Source organism: Bacillus sp. FSL E2-8868, assembly GCF_038005505.1.
GTDB classification, from domain to species: Bacteria; Bacillota; Bacilli; order Bacillales; family Bacillaceae_G; genus Bacillus_A; species Bacillus_A mycoides.
On record NZ_JBBOTI010000003.1, the window covers coordinates 329,616 to 348,304 of the forward strand.

An 18,689-nucleotide genomic window follows, 5' to 3' on the forward strand; every position below is an offset into this window, starting at 1 on the left:
CGTTAATGCGGGGTAAAGTACTACTTTACTTCCAATTATAAAAAAATGCATACACTCTATTCCATTAAAATAGTTGCACTTCTCAGCAACTGACACGGAGGTAGAAAAGAGTGTATGCCCAAATTAGGGAAAGGCAATATGTATTTGAACATTTTTTGCCTTAATGTCGTATTCGACTCATTATATTACAAACGTTTTCAAATATGAAAATATTAAATTTAACCATATATATGAATATTTTACCTGTTTTCTCTATTTTTCTTTATTTTCCTTCCATTTTCTCAATAAATTAAAAAAATATAAAAATATAAAGATATAAAAAAATAAAAAGGACCAAGGTTTGATACCTTAGTCCTTCTCACTTTATCCCGATTGGTGAAGGCTAATAATCAGCGGGGGATGAACCTCCCACTGATTAAAGTTTCACTTTATTTCAATGCACGACGTGGTAATTTATCGATATTCTCTAACATAATACCTGTACCAATAGCAACACATTGCATTGGGTTTTCAGCGATTAATACTGGTACCTTTAATTCTTCTGCTAGAAGCATGTCGATACCGTGTAATAAAGCTCCACCGCCTGTTAGAATAACACCGCGGTCGATAATGTCCGCAGATAGTTCTGGTGGTGTGCGCTCTAGTACGCCTTTTGCAGCTTGTACAATGATAGCTGCGTCTTCTTTTAGTGCTTCTGTAATCTCTTCAGAGCATACTGTAATTGTACGTGGTAAACCTGTTACCATGTCACGTCCGCGAATTTCAAGCTCTTCACTACGTGCACCTGGGAATACTGTACCAACTTTAATTTTAATATTTTCTGAAGTACGTTCTCCAATTAATAGCTTATACTTACGTTTAACGTAGTTTAAGATTTCCATATCAAACTTATCGCCAGCCATTTTGATAGAGGAAGAGGTAACAATATCACCCATAGAAAGTACGGCAATATCTGTTGTACCTCCACCAATATCAACAACCATGTTTCCGCTTGGCTGGAAGATTTCCATACCAGCACCAACTGCGGCTACTTTTGGTTCTTCTTCTAAAAATACTGTTTTACCACCTGAACGTTCAGCAGCCTCACGAATTGCTTTTTGCTCTACAGATGTGATATTTGTTGGACAGCAAATTAAAATGCGAGGTTTTGAAAAGAAGCTCTTCACGTCCAATTTGTTAATGAAATACTTTAACATTGCTTCTGTAATTTCGAAATCTGCGATTACACCATCTTTAAGCGGACGAATTGCTACAATATTACCAGGTGTACGTCCCACCATACTTCTTGCTTCTTCACCTACTGCTAATACTTTTCCACTATTACGATCAATTGCCACAACAGATGGCTCATTTAATACAATACCCTTACCTTTAACATGAATTAATACGTTAGCCGTACCTAGGTCAATTCCGATATCTCGCGCAAACATTCCCGTCATTTCCTCCTCGATATTCAAAATCAGGTTACACCCGAATTCTTTTACACCTAATTTCTGATTTTATCATAAATTTAACAGAAACGTAATATTCGCAAAAAGAATTCTTCTGAAAAATATTACCGAATTCACAAGGAATGTTTGCTATTTTAGATTTATTGGCGCACAGGGTTTTCTGTATCTTCTTTTCGGTACTTTTGCTTTGTTGCTTCTCCACCTCTTAAATGACGAATAGACTTATGATAATCAAGAATTTCTTTCACTTCATTTGCCAGCTCTGGATTAATTTCTGGCAAACGTTCTGTTAAATCTTTATGGACTGTACTCTTTGATACCCCAAACTCCTTTGCGATTACACGCACTGTCTTTCTTGTCTCCACGATATACTTGCCAATCTTGATAGTTCTCTCTTTGATGTAATCGTGCACACCACTCGCCTCCCTAAATTGGATGTGAGAAGTGTGAAATGAGACTCGCTGCATACGACTATGAAGTAAATGTGAGTGCTGTTTGTAAGCGTTAAACATTCTTGGATTTATAATGAAATGATTCACGATTTCTCACCTCAAACACTCTCTTTGCATTGGTTTATACCATTGTATTGCCCGCACTACTGATATATGCTACATGTTCACTATTTTTGCGGACTAAGTTAAGAAAAATTACGTTTTTTTGTGAGAAATACGTTAACGATGACAATTATGGCGAAAAAAAGTGACACCTCTTTATAAAAGGTGTCACTCTTCTCTTTCATATTCTTCTTCTAACAACTGATGGTGGGGGACTTCTTTCTTACCGGCAATATAATAATATAAAGCGAATAAAACAAACAATAAAATGATAGCAATCGACAGAACAGATAAAAATGACACAGTATCCCCTCCCTTTTGTAATATATATTCGAGAATCTCGTCATTTTTCCTTGTTATTGCAACTTTTTTCTCGAAATTGATTATTTTTATATAAAAATAAAGTGAAGCTTTAATCAGAGGGGGTTTTGTTCATCCCCCACTGATTATTAGTTGAACCAATCGGGCGTTTACGGGCAGTAAGACTCCCACCTAACTTCTTTGCTCCAGCTGAATTTTGAGGTGGGAGTCTTACTGCCCCAAATAGCGGGATAAAAAAATCAGCTCTCCTAATGAGAACTGATTTTTTTACTTTATTATTCTTGTGAAGAAGAACCGTTAGATGATTCTGTAGAACCATTCGTTGATTTTTCTTCTTTTTGAGATTTTTCATCTTGTTTGCCGTTCGTCTCTTTATCACTAGTCGAACCGCTTGTTGATTTCTCTTCTTTTTGAGATTTCTCATCTTGTTTGCCGTTCGTCTCTTTATCACTAGTCGAGCCGCTTGTTGATTTCTCTTCTTTTTGAGACTTATCTTCTGGTTTCGTGCTTGTTGACTTTTCTTCTTTTTGAGATTTGTCATCAGCTTTTTTACCAGAAGCATTTGTCGCCTTTGCAGCACCTGCATCAGCTTTAATTTCTGCTACTGATTTATTTAAATAACGCTCAGGGTTCACAGCCACATTGTCTTTACGTACTTCAAAGTGAACGTAAGAACCTGCATCTTTATTCATTGCATTTAGACCTGATTTTCCTAACACTTCACCTTGCGCGACTCTTGCACCTTTTTCTACTTTCAAACTGCCTAAGCTTTGATAAGATGCTGCTACACCATTTCCACTATCTACTGTTACAACATAACCAAGAAGTGAATCTTTTTCAGCTTTCGTTACTGTACCACTTAAAGCAGCTGTAACATCAAATTCTTTTCCGTTTTTCGCAGCAATGTCAATTCCTTTATTCGGGGAATATGTGTTGTTATAAAAGACAAGTGCTTTTTCTTGTTCCGCCTCTGATGCTGCATCTTCATAGAATTTCTTCTGTACTACTACTTCTGCATTTACTGCAGCTGGCATTTTCACTACTTCTGAAGATTTTGTTACTGGTACTGCCGGATCTTCCGTTTGTGTATACGGTGTTGCTTGATCTTGGTTCGGAGCTTTCTTTGGATTAGCTCCCTGGAACCATAGCGCAACCATTAAGATTACCGCTGCACAAGCAATGTATAGTGCCGGAAACACCCATCTTTTTTGAAATAAATGTACTACTTTTTGCGACTTTTTACTATTTCTTCCTCGCATTCCATCATCACCTCAGCAATCATTTTGAACAATATTCACTCATCCTATACTACCTATAACTAATTACTTTTCGACAAAATCTGTAAAAATATGTATAGGAATTGCGAAATTTCCGAGGAAATGATAGAAAAAGGAAAAAACTGAGCACTTTTGGCTCAGTTTTTAGTCTAATTGTTTCTTTTTATATACGATTAAACATACAATAAGCGAAATGATAAGCCAAACTGCAATATTTAATACATGCCCACCAATACTACTAAATCCTGCCCCACCTACTAAGCTGTTAATTGCTTTTACAATATGAGATGTTGGAAGATATTCAATCATCGTCTTAATTATTTTATTTTCAACTAGTGACTCAAATTGTACAGCTAAATACATCGTCATTAAAATAGGCATTCCAATTAATGATGTTTGTGGTACAGAAGATGCAAGTAATCCGATCATTGTTCCAAGCACGATAAATAAAATAGTTCCACATAGGAATATCAATCCTACCAATGGAAGATTGATATTTAACTGATCTAAAATGAATAAATTTGCAATACAAATGACCATCGTCAGACCCGCTGTTAATAAACTCTTTCCAAGAAGAACTTCAACAGATGATGCTGGGGATAACATTAACACACGTAGTGTATGTTTTTCTTTTTCTTCTGCAATTACCATAGATTGAACAAAGCCTGCGACAAATAGGAAGGCCGTTATAGTAGTAGTGCCTAACATTTCCTTTCCCGCTCCAAATCTGCTAAATAAAAATGAAAATATAATTGGTAAAAATGCCATTAACAACACTTGTGAATTCGTCTTAAAATCTTGTACTTCTTTTCTAAAAATAGCTGATACACGTCTCATTGAAAATGTCATTATAATCCCCTCCCAGTAACTTCAATAAAGATATCACCTAAAGTTGGTTCGTGTGAATGAATGGATAGTAATTCTCCTTTGTTCATCCATTCTGAAATACGTTTTGCACCTAATTCGTCTTTTTTCACTGTTTCTTTTTGTTTATCTTTTAACACAACTTGTATTTGATCTTTCGCGTACTTTAATCGCAAGTTTTCTGGTGTATCAAGCGCTACAATTTCTCCGCCGCACAGAAAGGCAATACGGTTACAAAGCGTCTCTGCCTCGTCCATGTTGTGCGTCGTTAAGAAAATGGTTGTTCCTTCTTTATTTAAGTCTTTTAAGATTTTATGAATGTTTTGCACATTTACTGGATCAAGTGCAGATGTTGGTTCATCTAAGAAGAGGATATCTGGTTTATGAAGAATTGCTCTCGCTAGTGTGACACGCTGCTTCATTCCTTTTGATAATTTTTTCACTTGTGTTTTTTTATCATCCAATAAGTTCACTTGTGCTAACACTTCATCAATTCGTTCTTTTTTGCAATCGTATAAGTCACAAAATAATAGTAAGTTATCATAAATGCTAAGTCTTTCGTATAAGCCGCTATTGTCTGTTAAAATGCCGATTCGTTTGTAATCGATGCTGCTTGGTCCTGTAATGTCTTTCCCCAACACTCGTACCGTTCCAATACTATGAAGCAATTGAGATGTTAATATTTTTACGGTTGTCGTTTTTCCAGATCCACTCGGTCCGAGGAATCCAAAGATTTCTCCTTGCTTTACCTCAATATTTACATTTCGAAGGGCCGTTTTTCCATCGAAACTTTTCATTACATCTTTCATTTCAATTGCCAATGTCATTTCGTCATCCCCTTTGTTTTTCTTTTATAGATGAAATTTACTTTCGCAAGTTTCGATTTGATTGTTTCGCTTTTCTTGACTCAATCATATGAAAAACAAAGGGTTTACGCAGTAAAATACCAGTAAAAGGAGTATTTCTACTGTTGAATGAATCGTATTTTGAGCTTATCGGAGCATTTTTATATCCCAATTACACCTTTTAACTCATCCATTCTTCCTTTTGAAAGCGGGATTGAACTTTTTCTTTCGTCATCCAAAATTAAACTAAAACTATTACGTGTCCACGTAATGACTTCTCGTACTCTTTGTAAATTAACGAGGTACGAGCGATGACATCTGAAGAACCCGAATCCTGTTAATCTCACTTCTAGTTCACTTAATGTTAATGCACATACGAAATCACCTTCGCGCACATGAATATGTGTCACTCCATTTTGTGTTTCAATGAAATGGATTTCCATCGGATCCAGTAAAATGATTTTATCATTCACTTTCGCTGGTATCCTTTCTAATTTCATTTGCGGAATCATTTGAATGACCTTTTCTTCGTCAACTTCTTTCACTTCTTCTTGCTCAATTTCTACCTTTTTCACACCATTGTTATTTAATATGTATACATCTTCTGTTAGCGAGAGCGCATCTGATAAAAAAGATGACGTAATAAAAATCGCCTTTCCTTGCTCTTTCATTTTCATAATCGCTTTTCGAATAATAATCGTACTCTCTGTATCGACATTTTGCTCCGGCTCTTCCAAAATAACTAAATCTGGATTATGAATCATAACTCGCCCGATATGAAGGCGACGTTTCTCTGAAAATGACAGTTTTTCTATTTTAACGTTCAACTTATCTAGGAGACCGACATATTGTACTACTTCTTCCATACTCATGTTAGATTCATAAAGCCCTAATATAAACTTGAAGTACTCCCTCACCTTCAAACGATCGTATGCTTCATCTTTCAAAAAACAAAAGCCGATGCGGGAATAATTCTTCTTTCCAATCGCTGTGCCTTCAAATAGTACATTGCCAGTTGAAGCTGCTTCTTCACCGATAATGATGCGGTGCAACACTTTAGCTGTATGATTATTGCATTGCAAAACAACACATTGTCCTTTTTCAACCTCCAGTTCAATTGCCGGTAACTGGTTCGTCTTCCCTACCTGTTTCAACTCCAGTAGCGCCATTCTGTCTCCCCCAAATGTTTTTCCCTAATTATACCAAATGATTAATGGAAGATTATGATATTTTAAACAAAAAAGAAGTAGGTATCAGGAAACCCCTGACACCTACTTCTTCACCATCAATTTTCCTTCATAATCATTCATCGTCTTTATTTCAATGCCTTTATAGTAATGAGCGACTATCTCTGTATATTTCTTACCTTCCGCTGCCATACCATTCGCACCGTACTGGCTCATACCGACGCCGTGACCGAATCCTTTCGTTGTAACGGTGATGTTATCCCCTTCTTGTTTCCACGTAAAGTCTGAGGAGCGTAAATCTAACTTTTCACGAACTTGTTTTCCTGTTAATGTTTTCCCTTGGAACTCTACATCCTTTACTCGCTTTCCTTCCGTAAGGTCTTTAATATTACCAACCTTTCCGTTTGCTAGTACTTTCACACCGAGACGTTTTTGAAAATCAGCTACTGTGAATTTTTGCTCACTCGTAAATTTTGGAGAGGCTTGATCCCACGGACTATCTACGCTTTTCAAGTACGGATAATCATTTCCCCAATAATCAGCTGCATTTTCTGTTCGTCCGTTACTCGTTGAGAAGAAGGATGCTGAAATTGGTTTTCCATCATACGTTAAAACTTGTCCTGCGGTTTGCGAAACGGCTTCCTCAATTTTCTTTAAATTATTTTCGTAGTTATTACCCCATTGTTTCTTCAATTCCTCTTTGCTTTTGTACACTTGATCTTTCACTGTATCTATCACATCCGCGTTGTTTTTCTTACCTCCGCTTAGCATACGCTGCACTACAAATGTTCTTGCTGCTAATGCCTGCGCCTTTAGCGCCTCTATTTCAAAGCTGGCATTCATCTCAGAAGCTACTACACCGGCCACATACTCCTCCATAGGTAATGTTTCTACCTTCTTCTGCTGATCACGATATACAGCAACTTGAACCGCTGTATCCACTTTCCCTGGAGCTGGTATACTTTCTATCGCTGGAGGAGTTTTAGAAGCTGCTTCTTCCCCTACTTTTGCTTTCGCAAACGGAATAACAAGAGCAGCAGGTACAATGATAACGAGCGCTATTAAGAGCGCTACTGTAATGAAAAGTGGCTTTGAAAATTTCATCCTATTCCCCCAATATAAAGTTGGATTCCTTTCATTCTTATGGAAATACGGGATCTTTTAGAACATACTTGGGGGTATCGATATAAAGTGAAACTATAATCAGTGGGGTTTTACTGAACGCAAATAGTGGAATAAAACAAAAATTTTCTAAATATTTTCACTGAGACGTGCATAAGTATGGAATTTATTGACTATAACAGTAATAACCCAAAAAAAATAGCCCCTATGTCAAAAGACATAGAGACTACTTCAATTAAGCGTGAAGATCAGAAACTTCTTGTTCTTTCACTTCTTCTACTTTTTCGTTTACACGTTCAATAGTTGCACCTAATGCAGCTAATTTCTTATGGAAGTCTACATAACCGCGGTCAAGATGTTTTAACTCTGTTACACGAGTATAACCTTCTGATACTAAACCAGCTAAGATTAATGCTGCTGCAGCACGTAAATCAGTTGCGCCAACTTCAGCTCCTTGCAAGCTACTTGGACCGTTCATAATTACAGAACGACCTTCGATTTTAATATCAGCATTCATACGACGGAATTCTTCAACGTGCATAAAGCGGTTTTCGAATACCGTTTCTGTAATCATACTTGTTCCATCAGCATGTAGTAATAATGCCATCATTTGTGATTGCATGTCTGTTGGGAAACCTGGATGAGGCATAGTTTTAATATCAACCGCTTTTAACTTATCTGGGCCGATAACACGTACACCTTCATTTTCCTCAATAATTTTAACACCCATTTCTTCCATTTTCGCTGTAATTGAGCGTAAATGTTCAGGCACAGCATTTTCAATTAAGATGTCTCCACCCGTAATTGCCGCTGCAACCATGAATGTTCCTGCTTCAATACGGTCAGGAATAATAGGGTGGTTTGCACCATATAATTTTTCAACGCCTTCAATACGAATCGTTCCAGTTCCAGCTCCGCGTACTTTCGCTCCCATTGCATTTAAGAAGTTAGCTAAGTCAACGATTTCTGGCTCTTTCGCTGCGTTTTCAAGGACTGTTGTCCCTTTTGCTAATGTAGCTGCAGACATAATGTTTTCTGTCGCGCCTACGCTTGGGAAGTCTAAATAAATTTTAGCTCCTTTTAGTTCGCCCTCTACGTGTGCCTCAACAAATCCGTTACCAACTTTTACTTTCGCTCCCATTGCTTCGAAGCCTTTTAAATGTTGGTCAATTGGACGTGAACCAATTGCACATCCACCAGGAAGTGCAATACGAGCACGACCGTTACGTGCTAATAATGGTCCCATTACTTGAACAGATGCACGCATCTTACGTACATACTCAAATGGTGCTTCAATGTTTAATTCTTTAGAAGAATCGATTGTTACTTGGTTATTTTCAAATACGACTTCAGCATTTAAATGACGTAATACCTCGTTAATTGTGTATACATCAGATAATACTGGTACTTCAGATAGTACATTCTTTCCGTCACTCGCTAATAGGGCTGCAGCGATTATAGGTAATACAGCATTTTTTGCGCCCTCAACACGCACTGTGCCGCTTAACCGCTTTCCGCCACGGACGATGATCTTTTCCAAATTATTCCCCTCCGTGTCCTTTTTTCAGTATCTATTCACTCAATACTCAGAAGTTATGATCGGTGTGCCAACCACAATTGTATCTTTGTTGTTTGTAGAACGTATTGCTATTTGCACATTTATTTTCTCTCTATTTGTTGAAAGAGCGTCATTCCACTTTTTATTATATGCGGAGACTGATACAAATGCTCTTTCTTCTATCTGTTCGATCGCTCTTGCTGAAAGATCTTTCAAAACCTGATTGGTTTTATTTTGCAAAACACCTTCAATCTTATCATTCAGTACACCTTGAACACAAGTGTAAATTATAGGTTTTTCACTAAAAATTTTATCCATGTTCTGAACGTACTTCGGGTCCCATTTCGCCCCGCTCACTTCAAAAATAATAAAAGTGTTTTCTTTAGTATTTTCCTTACTCCAAGTTACTACTATTCGTTCTTCATGTGAAGAAGATTTTTTATAGGATGTAGCCTTATATCCATCTGGAGATTGTTCTAATTCCCAACTTTCGATGTTTGCCTCTTCCTTCACATCGTTTAACAATTTTTGAAACGTATGTATATTAGAAATTGTTTTCGTTTCTCGCGCTAACCATGACCACCGCTCTACTTTTGCATCGTTCTTCTCTAAAGCTGCAATCATGCTCTCCATTTTCTGTTCGTCGCTTATAGGTTTCATCTCTTTATATCCAACCAAAAATAAAACAACACTTACGATAACGATAAGAATGGCTTTAAACTTCAATTTCATCCCCTCCTATCCCCATTGTTAACGGAGATATGAGGTTCTATACACTTACTTTACTAAATACGTTAAACTCTTTGAATAGCCTAAATAATCAAGGAAAAAGTTACTTACAGATGTCCCAATTGCAATTGTAATTAGGATAAGTAATACTCTCGTCTGCATCACTTTTCCAGACTTCATTAAGCGCTCAATGTGAATACCTTGTAAGGCCCACCACGTAATGGTAATAAACAATAAATGCGAAACAATGGCAATCAGTGCTTGTTGCCCTAAAAGATGTGCCAAAAAATCGACCCCTTTTTTTGCTTGGCTACTACTTACGCAAAATGTAAAAAACGATACCATAAATAAGTAGGAGCCACACTTTTTCAAACGCAAATAAGCATCTTACATCGTAATTTTCTCTCGGAAAACATATACCTATAGACGTTTTCATTTGCTGTTACTCCAAAATAAAAAGCGTAGAGTACGGACTCTACACCTTTTATTTCCACTATTGTACCACGTTCCCCAAGAAGAAGAAATCCTTCATTAATGGAAAATGTTCATAAAAGAAATTGTAACCAATCATCGGCATAATCCCTAGTATTACAATTGAAATTGCGCAAAGACTCATGACAATCTTTATATTTAACGGTAATCGGAGCTTTTCTTCTGTCTCTCCCTTGCGGAAAAACATTTGCTGTAATATTCGGAAATAATATATGAATGAAATAACCGTCGTCCCCATCATAATAGAAGCTAATACGTAATGAGCAGGTTCAACATGAAGTGCCCCTAAAAAAATGTTAATTTTTCCGATGAAACCTGCTGTCCCCGGTATTCCAGCTAACGATAAAATAAAGACCGTCATCACTATAGCTGTAAAGGGGGATCGCTTATATAACCCTGTAAAAATCGTCATGTTTTCCTTATCATTTTGTAAGATTAATCCGTGGATGATTGCAAATGCTCCTATATTCATAAGCATATATGCAAGCATATAAAACCACATACTATCCATCGTAAACTGCGATAGCGCTACAAGAGGGACTAGCAAATACCCAGCATGCGCGATACCTGAATAGGCAAATAGACGTTTTACGTTGTATTGCTTTAATGCTACTACGTTCCCAACAATCATCGTAATACTAGCTAGTACCGCAATGTATATACTCATACGCCCGTACAAAGATTGTGCGTCTCCTTGGATTGCCACACCTGCAAACACCATAAGAAACAAACGCGTAATGAGTAGAAAACCAGCAATTTTAGAAATCGTTCCGAGAAAAGCAGTGACAGGTGTAGCCGCTCCCTCATACACATCTGGTGCCCACATATGAAATGGCACTGTTGCAATTTTGAATGAGAGTCCAACGAGCAAAAGTAGAAATGCGAGGGCTAACAATAACTGAATGCCCCCGGCCAATCCTTGCGTAAATGCCTTTTGCATTTCCACTATGTTGGTCGACCCTGTAATACCGTATAAATAGCTCATTCCAAAGAGTGTAATTGCTGTTCCAATTCCTCCGTTAATGACATATTTCATTGCAGCCTCATTCGATGCGCGGTTTCTTTTTCGGATTCCTACTAAAATATAGGAAGAAAGCGAAAGCAACTCTAAACCAACGAACAATGTGATGAAATCAACGCTAGAAGCCATGAACATCGCTCCAAGAAGCGCCATTAAAAACAAATAATAATATTCTCCTTTATCTTGAATAGGCTCCTTCTTGTCATCGCTTATTGCCATACATAAAACGAGAGCTGCTCCGCCTAATAACAACGTTTTAAATCCTTTTGAAAATCCATCTAGTACAAACGATCCATTTAAAATATCTCCTGCCGGTTCGCTATATAGCGTCATTAATGACACTATCGCTAACAAGGCAGCGGCAATTGCACCAATCGCAACGTACCTATGGTTCAGCTTAAAAAACAAATCACATATGGAAAGAAGGATGGCTGCCCCGAGAATAATGAATTCTGGTACCATGAGATGCCATGATAAGCTAAGTAACGTGTTCATATCCATCCTACTTCACCCCCAATGTTTTCAATGTAGTTTGAAGTGGATCCCCTAGTAGTTCTGGCATTACCCCAATTGCAATAATACAAACGATAAGCACTATAACAGGAATGTACTCCCATCCGTGTATATCAGATTTCGCTTCCCATTCTTTCTTACCAAATGTCACTTGAAGTGTCGCTCTTAATACGTATACAGCGGTTAAAATAATTCCAAGTACACCTGCGGCGGCGATAACCGGTTTCCCTTGGAATAAACCGAGAAAGGCAAGGAATTCGCTAATAAATCCAGACATCCCTGGCATTCCAAGCGATGCCATACCGCCCGCTAAGAAGAAACCACTAAGCACTGGAACACTTTTTGCGAGTCCACCAAGTGCTGTAATATCCGAAGTCCCGAAACGCTCTTCAATAATGCCAAGCAAGAAGAAGAGCAAGGCCGCAATTAAACCGTGAGACACAACTTGGAACAATGCCCCTTGTGTACCTGGTGCATTTAACGCCGCAAGCCCCATTAATACAATGCCCATATGCGAAATACTAGAGTAAGCAAGTACCTTTCTAAAGTCCGTTTGGATGAGTGCTAGAAAGGCCCCATACAATAAATTAATTACCCCTAAAATCGCAATTAGCGTTGCAAAATCACGAAAATATTCTGGGAATAATCCTTTCCCGAAGCGAACAATACCGTACGCGCCAATCTTCAGCAAAACCCCCGCGTGAAGCATAACTACAGCGGGATGCGCTTCTATGTGTACATTGACCATCCAGCGATGCAAAGGGAAAACAGGGAGTTTAATCGCAAAAGCAATCATTATGGCAAGAAACAAGCCGAACTGTACGCTACTTGAGACAGCCATTCCTCCCCCAGCGCCTACACTCGTTAATATTTCTTTAAGCTCCGCAATATTTGTTGTACCTGTTTTCGCAAATAAAACCGAGAAAACGATAAGTAAAATAGCTGATCCAATACCGTTATATATTAAATAACTATATGCAGCCTTTTCACTCGACAATTTCCCCCACTTGCCAATTAATAAAAACATTGGTGGCAACGTAATCTCAAAGAACATGAAGAACAACATTAAATTTTGAGCAGCGAAGACACCGAGCATACCTATTTCTAACATGAGTAACAGCATGTAGAATGCTTTCAAATTTCTTTTAATAGAAAATGCCGCAATAGCTGCAAGCATCGCTAGAAGGGCTGTGAGCACCATCATTACAAGCGATAAACCATCAATGCCGAGCTCGTAATAAATTGAAAACCACCTTTTGTCCACTGCTGTGAAATCCCCAAATTTAATCCATTTCACTTTTTCATCAAATATCGATAAGCTCTTTCCTGAAGCGTATGTACAAGCAAGGACGGTAGCAATTCCAAATGGAAGCGCCGTTCCGAATAAACCAAGCGCCTGCACTGTACGCGATTCTCGTTTCGGCGTTAATAAAAGCAAGAGAATTCCTAAAAGCGGGGAAAAAATGAAGAACGTTAATAGCAATCCATTCACCGTAAATCCCCTCCCGTATATAACAAAATAATTAGGAGCACTGCGAGCGAAACTGCTGTTACAGTTCCATACACTTGTACATTCCCGTTTTGAAGCCGCGATCCTAGTCCACTCATACCTTTAACGAGTCCAGCAATTAAAACTGCGATTCCTTCTACAACGTATACTTCAAATAAGCGAAGCACATGAGCGATTCCTTTCGTAATAGGAAGTACTGCCGCATTGTATAGTTCATCCACATAATATTTTTCTTTCAAAAGGTTATAAAAAGACGTCCCTTCTCCGCCGGCCCAATCTCTAGAGATAGATTTCTTGCCATATATGAAATATGCGAGGGCAATTCCCGCAAATGAAACGAGCGTCGCAACAACCATAATCCAAACAGGTCCATGCACTTCCTTCACCTGGAATCCTATATCTTTCGTAAGCCAATCCCCAAGAAACGTTCCGAACCACGGTGTATTTATATAACCGGCCACTACCGCAAGAACACCAAGGACAATCATCGGATACGTCATGGTGCGAGGTGATTCATGCACCTCTTCCTTCGTCTTCGTTTCCCCTGTAAAAACAAGAAAGTATAGACGGAACATATAAAACGCTGTTAGAAATGCCGCAATTACTGCTAAAACGAATAGAAAGTAATTGCCATTCATCCAAGCCGCCGCTAAAATTTCATCTTTACTAAAAAATCCGGAAAGCAGAGGAACACCACTAATTGCAAGTGTGCCTATTAAAAATAGTGCACCGGTTACTTTCATCTTTTTCTGTAAACCGCCCATTTTATTAATGTTTTGCGTATTGACTGCATGAATTACACTTCCTGCTGCCAGAAACAATAACGCTTTAAAAAAGGCGTGTGTCGTTAAGTGAAAGATACCAGCTACATAACCAGCCGAGCCTAGCGCAAGCATCATATACCCGAGCTGACTAACTGTAGAGTAAGCAAGAACCCTCTTAATATCAGTTTGCACTAGACCGATAGAGGCCGCAAAGATTGCGGTGAAAGCCCCAACGATTGCCACAGTTTGCATCGCTACCGCACTTGCTGAAAATAGCGGGAACATCGTCGCTACTAAATATACGCCGGCTGCAACCATCGTTGCCGCGTGAATAAGCGCCGAAACAGGCGTCGGTCCTTCCATTGCATCTGGCAACCATGTATGAAGCGGGAACTGACCCGATTTCCCCATCGCACCGATAAAAATTAATATCGCCGTTATTGTAATCATAGAAGGAGAGAGGTCGCCCGTATGAATCGCTTTAAAAATCGCGTCATATTCAAAACTACCTGCGTGCCAAAAAATTAATATCATCCCAATAAATAGCCCAACATCCCCAATGCGTGTCATAATAAAAGCCTTTTTCGCAGCAGCCTTCGCTTCTTCTTTAAAGAAATAAAAACCGATAAGTAAAAACGAACCAAGGCCGACTAACTCCCAAAATATATAAAGCTGTAATAAATTCGTCGATATAACTAGCCCAAGCATCGCAAAGGTAAAGAGCCCTAAATATGCATAAAAGGTTGGTAATCTGGTGTCACCTTTCATATAACCTTTTGAGTACACATGTACAAGAAAACTCACAAGTGTAACGATAAACAACATTAAAGCCCCTAATGCGGTAACTTCAAAACCAAATGATATATCTATATCTCCTACCCTAAGCCATACCCACTTATGCTTCACTGCCTCGGATGAAAATCGTTCTATTAGTACCACTACCGCGGATATAAAGGAGAGAAAGGTAAAGAAAATACCTAGTACACTACTTCCCTCTCTAATTTTCTTCCCGAACACAATAAGTAACAAAAACGAAACAAGCGGGAAAAGCGGTATGAGCCATGCATAATCGATCATTGTTTCCTTCCCCCTTTTCGGTCACAATGCTATCCTTTGAGCGTATCCATCTCATCTACATGAACTGTCGGGCGATTACGGTACAAAGCAATCAAAATTGCAAGACCTACCGCTGCCTCCGCTGCCGCTACAGACATCGTAAACAGCGAAAAAATTTGTCCTGTTAAATTCGGAAACAAGCCTAATTTACTAAACGCTACTAGATTTAAATTGGCGGCGTTTAACATCAATTCGATACAAACTAGTACAATTACTGTATTTCGCTTTGTTAAAGCTCCAAATAAGCCGATGCAAAACAAAATAATCGCAAGTGTTAAATACGCAGAAGCCGGAACGCTACTCATGGGAATCCTCCTCTCCCTCATCCTTCTTCGCAAGGATAATCGCTCCTACAAGTGCTACAAGTAAAATAACTGAGGTTAATTCGAATGGAATAATATATTTTGAATAGAGAAGTGTACCGATTTGAAGTGTGTTATTTTCATGGAGAGGTAAACTTCCTTGTGTGCTTTGATTTGAAAAATCGATACTATTAACAGCGAAATACATAACTGCTCCAAATGCTACAACCGCAAAGAAGATAATCCATTTTCGAAGAGTAAGGCGCGATTCATTTTCCGCGTTATGTTTCGTTAACATAATGCCAAAAATCATAATAATAGTGATTGCACCAGAGTAAAGTAAAATTTGTGCCACTCCGATAAATTCGGCTGATAAGAGAAAGTACAAACCCGCAATGCTAAGGAACGTAAGCACAAGGGCCAGCATCATATGCATTACTTTCGTTAAATTCAGCATAAGAACGCCGCCAATAATCGCAGACAAGGATAATATAAAGAAAGCTACAAACTCGCCGTTCATGCTTTATTCTCCTTCCTGATGTTCTCGTCGTTCTCGTCAAGCCACTGCAAATTTTTAAATAAATCATCACGTGAATACTCTGCAAGTTCAAAGTTATTTGTCATTACAATCGCCTCTGTCGGGCAAACTTCTGTACATAAATCGCAAAGAATACAAATTTCAAAATTAATATCATACGTGTCGATAATTTTCCCTTTTTTCGTAGGATCAGGATGTTTTTTTCCTGTTAATTGAATGCAATCTGTCGGACAAATGTTGGAACACTGATTACAAACAATACATTTCTCTGGATAAAACTTTTGAATACCTCGAAATCGGTCTGGTAATGGCAACGGTTGATTTGGATAATCATACGTCACCTTTTTCTTACTCAAATTACTAAGCGTATATTTTAACCCTTTAAATAGTCCTTTCATCTCTTACTGGCACCCCCTTTATAGATTAGAAGAATAGCTCCTTAATCAATGCCGTTAAGAAAATATTTGCAAGTGCGATTGGTAATAATATTTTCCAACCAAACTCCATTAACTGGTCACCTCTTATGCGCGGGAACGTAACGCGGAACCAAATTAATAGAAAGACCACACTGCTGAATTTCAAAGCAAACCATACGGCTCCTGGAATAAACCCAAGGAACATAACTGGATTCCAGCCTCCTAAAAAGAGTACTGTAATTAAAGATGACATCCCGAAGAAATACACATACTCTGAAAGCATGAAAAACGCCCAGCGAAAACCTGAGTATTCCGTATGGTATCCTGAAACAAGTTCTGACTCCGCTTCGGGTAAATCAAACGGTGTCCTATTTAACTCTGCAACTGCCGCGATTAAGAAAATGACGAAACCGATTGGCTGTGCGAAAATGTACCATACCTTTTCCTGCGCCGCTACAATTTCATTCAAGTTAAGACTACCAGCTAACAAAACGACGCCAATTACACTCATCACAAGTGGAATCTCATAAGAAATCATTTGCGCTGCCGCACGCATCCCTCCTAAAAGGGAATATTTATTATTTGATGCCCATCCCCCAGTTACGACGCCGATCGTCGTAATCCCAGAGACAGCAATGTAATACAGCAATCCTACGCCAATATCCGCAAACTGAAATTTATCAGTAAACGGGATAACCGCAAGCACCATAAATGCTGGTGCGAATGCAATAACAGGAGCTAATATAAACAACGGTTTATCTGCAGCTTTCGGAATACTATCTTCTTTTAATAATAGTTTCAAAACATCAGCTACCGTTTGGAGTAAACCGAACCGGCCCCCAACTTGGTTTGGTCCAATCCGTCCTTGCATAAATCCCATCACTTTCCGTTCTGCCAAAATACCGTATGTAACGAAGCCAAGGACTGCAAATAATAGAAGCACCGCTAACCCGAAAAAAATGAAGAAATTCGTCCAGCTTGAAGGTGATTGTAAGAGCGTCTCAATCATTAGCCGTCAACCTCCCCAAGTACAATATCAACCCCACCTAAAATCGTAATTAAATTGGCGATGTTTTCACCTTTCAATAACTTCGGTAAGATTTGCAAATTATAAAAAGACGGTCTGCGAAATTTCAAGCGGTACGGCTCTTTCTTTCCATCACTAGCAATATAACAGCCAATCTCTCCCCGCGGTGACTCTATACGGACGAACGCTTCTCCCTTAGGTGCTTTAATAATTTTCGGCACTTTCGCCAGCACAGCGCCGTCTTTCGGGAACTGCTCGACTGCTTGCTCAATAATTTTTAATGACTCCTCAATTTCCTTCATCCGGCAAACGTAGCGGTCCCAAGCATCTCCCGTGCTCCCAACAGGAACATCAAAGTCAAAACGATCATAAATAGAATACGGCTCATCTTTGCGAAGATCCCAGTGGACTCCCGTGCACCGCAAATTTGCGCCGCTTAATGAATACGAGATCGCCTCTTCCGCGCTATATACGCCAACGCCTTTCACACGATTTAAGAAAATTTCATTTCCGCTAACAAGGTCGTGATACCCTTCCAACTGCTCCCTCATATACGGAACAAACTCTTTCACCTTTTCAATCCAGCCGTCTGGCGCATCCCACTTCACGCCGCCGACTCTCATATAGTTGAAAGTAAGCCTTGCACCGCACAATTCACTTAATAAATTTATAATCATCTCTCGTTCACGGAAGGCATATAAAAATGGACTAACCGCTCCTATATCAAGCAGGTTCGTTCCCCACCAGACGAGATGGCTCGCAACCCTCCCAAGCTCCATCGCAAGCACCCGTAAATATTCAGCACGCTCTGGAATCTCAAGATCCATCATCGTCTCTACAGCGTGGCAAAGGACGTAATTATTCGTCATTGCTGATAAATAGTCCATTCGATCTGTATACGGGATAATTTGTGTATATTGCAAGCTCTCAGCTATCTTTTCTGTTCCGCGATGCAAATATCCGATAACCGGTGTAGCCTCTTTAATAATTTCCCCGTCAATCTTAATTACAAGCCGAAACACACCATGTGTACTCGGATGCTGCGGCCCTACATTTAAGAGCATCTCTTCCGTACGAATCAC

The 18,689-nt window shown here is 38.9% G+C and carries 19 protein-coding genes; all 19 read right to left on the reverse strand.

Annotated elements, in window-relative coordinates; genetic code table 11:
* Window positions 1-428: 428 nt before the first annotated feature.
* The 19 genes from NSS74_RS22825 to nuoD all read right to left on the reverse strand — a co-directional run bounded on the left by NSS74_RS22825 (window position 429) and on the right by nuoD (window position 18,689).
* On the reverse strand, window positions 429-1,430 hold the full coding sequence (locus NSS74_RS22825) for a rod shape-determining protein (protein ID WP_002130035.1): 1,002 nt from the start codon (window positions 1,428-1,430) through the stop codon (window positions 429-431).
* 161 nt (window positions 1,431-1,591) lie between these two features.
* Window positions 1,592-1,864, reverse strand: a complete 273-nt coding sequence (gene spoIIID, locus NSS74_RS22830; protein WP_002089714.1) for a sporulation transcriptional regulator SpoIIID — start codon at window positions 1,862-1,864, stop codon at window positions 1,592-1,594.
* 309 nt (window positions 1,865-2,173) lie between these two features.
* Window positions 2,174-2,308 carry a hypothetical protein gene (locus NSS74_RS22835; protein WP_002016211.1) on the reverse strand — a complete coding sequence of 45 codons (135 nt, stop codon included), beginning with the start codon at window positions 2,306-2,308 and terminating at the stop codon, window positions 2,174-2,176.
* Between the two features lie 293 nt (window positions 2,309-2,601).
* Window positions 2,602-3,585: a M23 family metallopeptidase gene (locus NSS74_RS22840; RefSeq protein ID WP_215588637.1), complete on the reverse strand. Its 984-nt coding sequence runs from the start codon at window positions 3,583-3,585 to the stop codon at window positions 2,602-2,604.
* A gap of 162 nt (window positions 3,586-3,747) precedes the next feature.
* Window positions 3,748-4,452, reverse strand: a complete 705-nt coding sequence (locus NSS74_RS22845; protein WP_002143850.1) for an ABC transporter permease — start codon at window positions 4,450-4,452, stop codon at window positions 3,748-3,750.
* The gene (locus NSS74_RS22850; RefSeq protein ID WP_002143851.1) at window positions 4,452-5,294 is read right to left on the reverse strand and encodes an ABC transporter ATP-binding protein; all 843 of its coding nucleotides are present in this window, start codon (window positions 5,292-5,294) and stop codon (window positions 4,452-4,454) included. The genes NSS74_RS22845 and NSS74_RS22850 overlap by 1 nt, the downstream gene beginning before the upstream one ends.
* Window positions 5,295-5,473: 179 nt before the next feature.
* Window positions 5,474-6,481, reverse strand: a complete 1,008-nt coding sequence (locus tag NSS74_RS22855; RefSeq protein WP_002143852.1) for a LytTR family transcriptional regulator DNA-binding domain-containing protein — start codon at window positions 6,479-6,481, stop codon at window positions 5,474-5,476.
* A 102-nt stretch (window positions 6,482-6,583) separates the two neighbouring features.
* Window positions 6,584-7,603 carry a stage II sporulation protein D gene (gene spoIID / locus NSS74_RS22860; protein ID WP_002130041.1) on the reverse strand — a complete coding sequence of 340 codons (1,020 nt, stop codon included), beginning with the start codon at window positions 7,601-7,603 and terminating at the stop codon, window positions 6,584-6,586.
* Between the two features lie 253 nt (window positions 7,604-7,856).
* Window positions 7,857-9,161 (reverse strand): UDP-N-acetylglucosamine 1-carboxyvinyltransferase, encoded by a 1,305-nt coding sequence (murA, locus tag NSS74_RS22865; protein WP_002068497.1) that lies wholly within the window; start codon window positions 9,159-9,161, stop codon window positions 7,857-7,859.
* A 39-nt stretch (window positions 9,162-9,200) separates the two neighbouring features.
* Window positions 9,201-9,905, reverse strand: coding sequence for a YwmB family TATA-box binding protein (locus NSS74_RS22870; RefSeq protein ID WP_002139032.1), 705 nt, complete (start codon window positions 9,903-9,905; stop codon window positions 9,201-9,203).
* Between the two features lie 51 nt (window positions 9,906-9,956).
* Window positions 9,957-10,193 carry a DUF1146 family protein gene (locus NSS74_RS22875; protein WP_002016201.1) on the reverse strand — a complete coding sequence of 79 codons (237 nt, stop codon included), beginning with the start codon at window positions 10,191-10,193 and terminating at the stop codon, window positions 9,957-9,959.
* A gap of 208 nt (window positions 10,194-10,401) precedes the next feature.
* A complete protein-coding gene (nuoN, locus tag NSS74_RS22880) occupies window positions 10,402-11,916 on the reverse strand; it encodes an NADH-quinone oxidoreductase subunit NuoN (RefSeq protein WP_002143854.1) in 1,515 nt (504 codons plus the stop codon).
* Between the two features lie 7 nt (window positions 11,917-11,923).
* The gene (locus tag NSS74_RS22885; RefSeq protein WP_002143856.1) at window positions 11,924-13,426 is read right to left on the reverse strand and encodes an NADH-quinone oxidoreductase subunit M; all 1,503 of its coding nucleotides are present in this window, start codon (window positions 13,424-13,426) and stop codon (window positions 11,924-11,926) included.
* Window positions 13,423-15,285 (reverse strand): NADH-quinone oxidoreductase subunit L, encoded by a 1,863-nt coding sequence (gene nuoL / locus NSS74_RS22890; RefSeq protein ID WP_215588639.1) that lies wholly within the window; start codon window positions 15,283-15,285, stop codon window positions 13,423-13,425. The genes NSS74_RS22885 and nuoL overlap by 4 nt, the downstream gene beginning before the upstream one ends.
* Window positions 15,286-15,314: 29 nt before the next feature.
* Entirely contained in the window at window positions 15,315-15,629 is a 315-nt protein-coding gene (gene nuoK / locus NSS74_RS22895; RefSeq protein ID WP_000100081.1) for an NADH-quinone oxidoreductase subunit NuoK, read from the reverse strand.
* Window positions 15,622-16,146: an NADH-quinone oxidoreductase subunit J gene (locus NSS74_RS22900; protein ID WP_001012819.1), complete on the reverse strand. Its 525-nt coding sequence runs from the start codon at window positions 16,144-16,146 to the stop codon at window positions 15,622-15,624. The genes nuoK and NSS74_RS22900 overlap by 8 nt, the downstream gene beginning before the upstream one ends.
* Window positions 16,143-16,562, reverse strand: coding sequence for an NADH-quinone oxidoreductase subunit NuoI (gene nuoI / locus NSS74_RS22905; protein WP_002016193.1), 420 nt, complete (start codon window positions 16,560-16,562; stop codon window positions 16,143-16,145). Before nuoI ends, NSS74_RS22900 begins: the two co-directional genes overlap by 4 nt.
* Window positions 16,563-16,587: 25 nt before the next feature.
* Window positions 16,588-17,589, reverse strand: coding sequence for an NADH-quinone oxidoreductase subunit NuoH (nuoH, locus tag NSS74_RS22910; protein WP_002143859.1), 1,002 nt, complete (start codon window positions 17,587-17,589; stop codon window positions 16,588-16,590).
* On the reverse strand, window positions 17,589-18,689 hold the full coding sequence (gene nuoD, locus NSS74_RS22915; protein WP_002143861.1) for an NADH-quinone oxidoreductase subunit NuoD: 1,101 nt from the start codon (window positions 18,687-18,689) through the stop codon (window positions 17,589-17,591). Before nuoD ends, nuoH begins: the two co-directional genes overlap by 1 nt.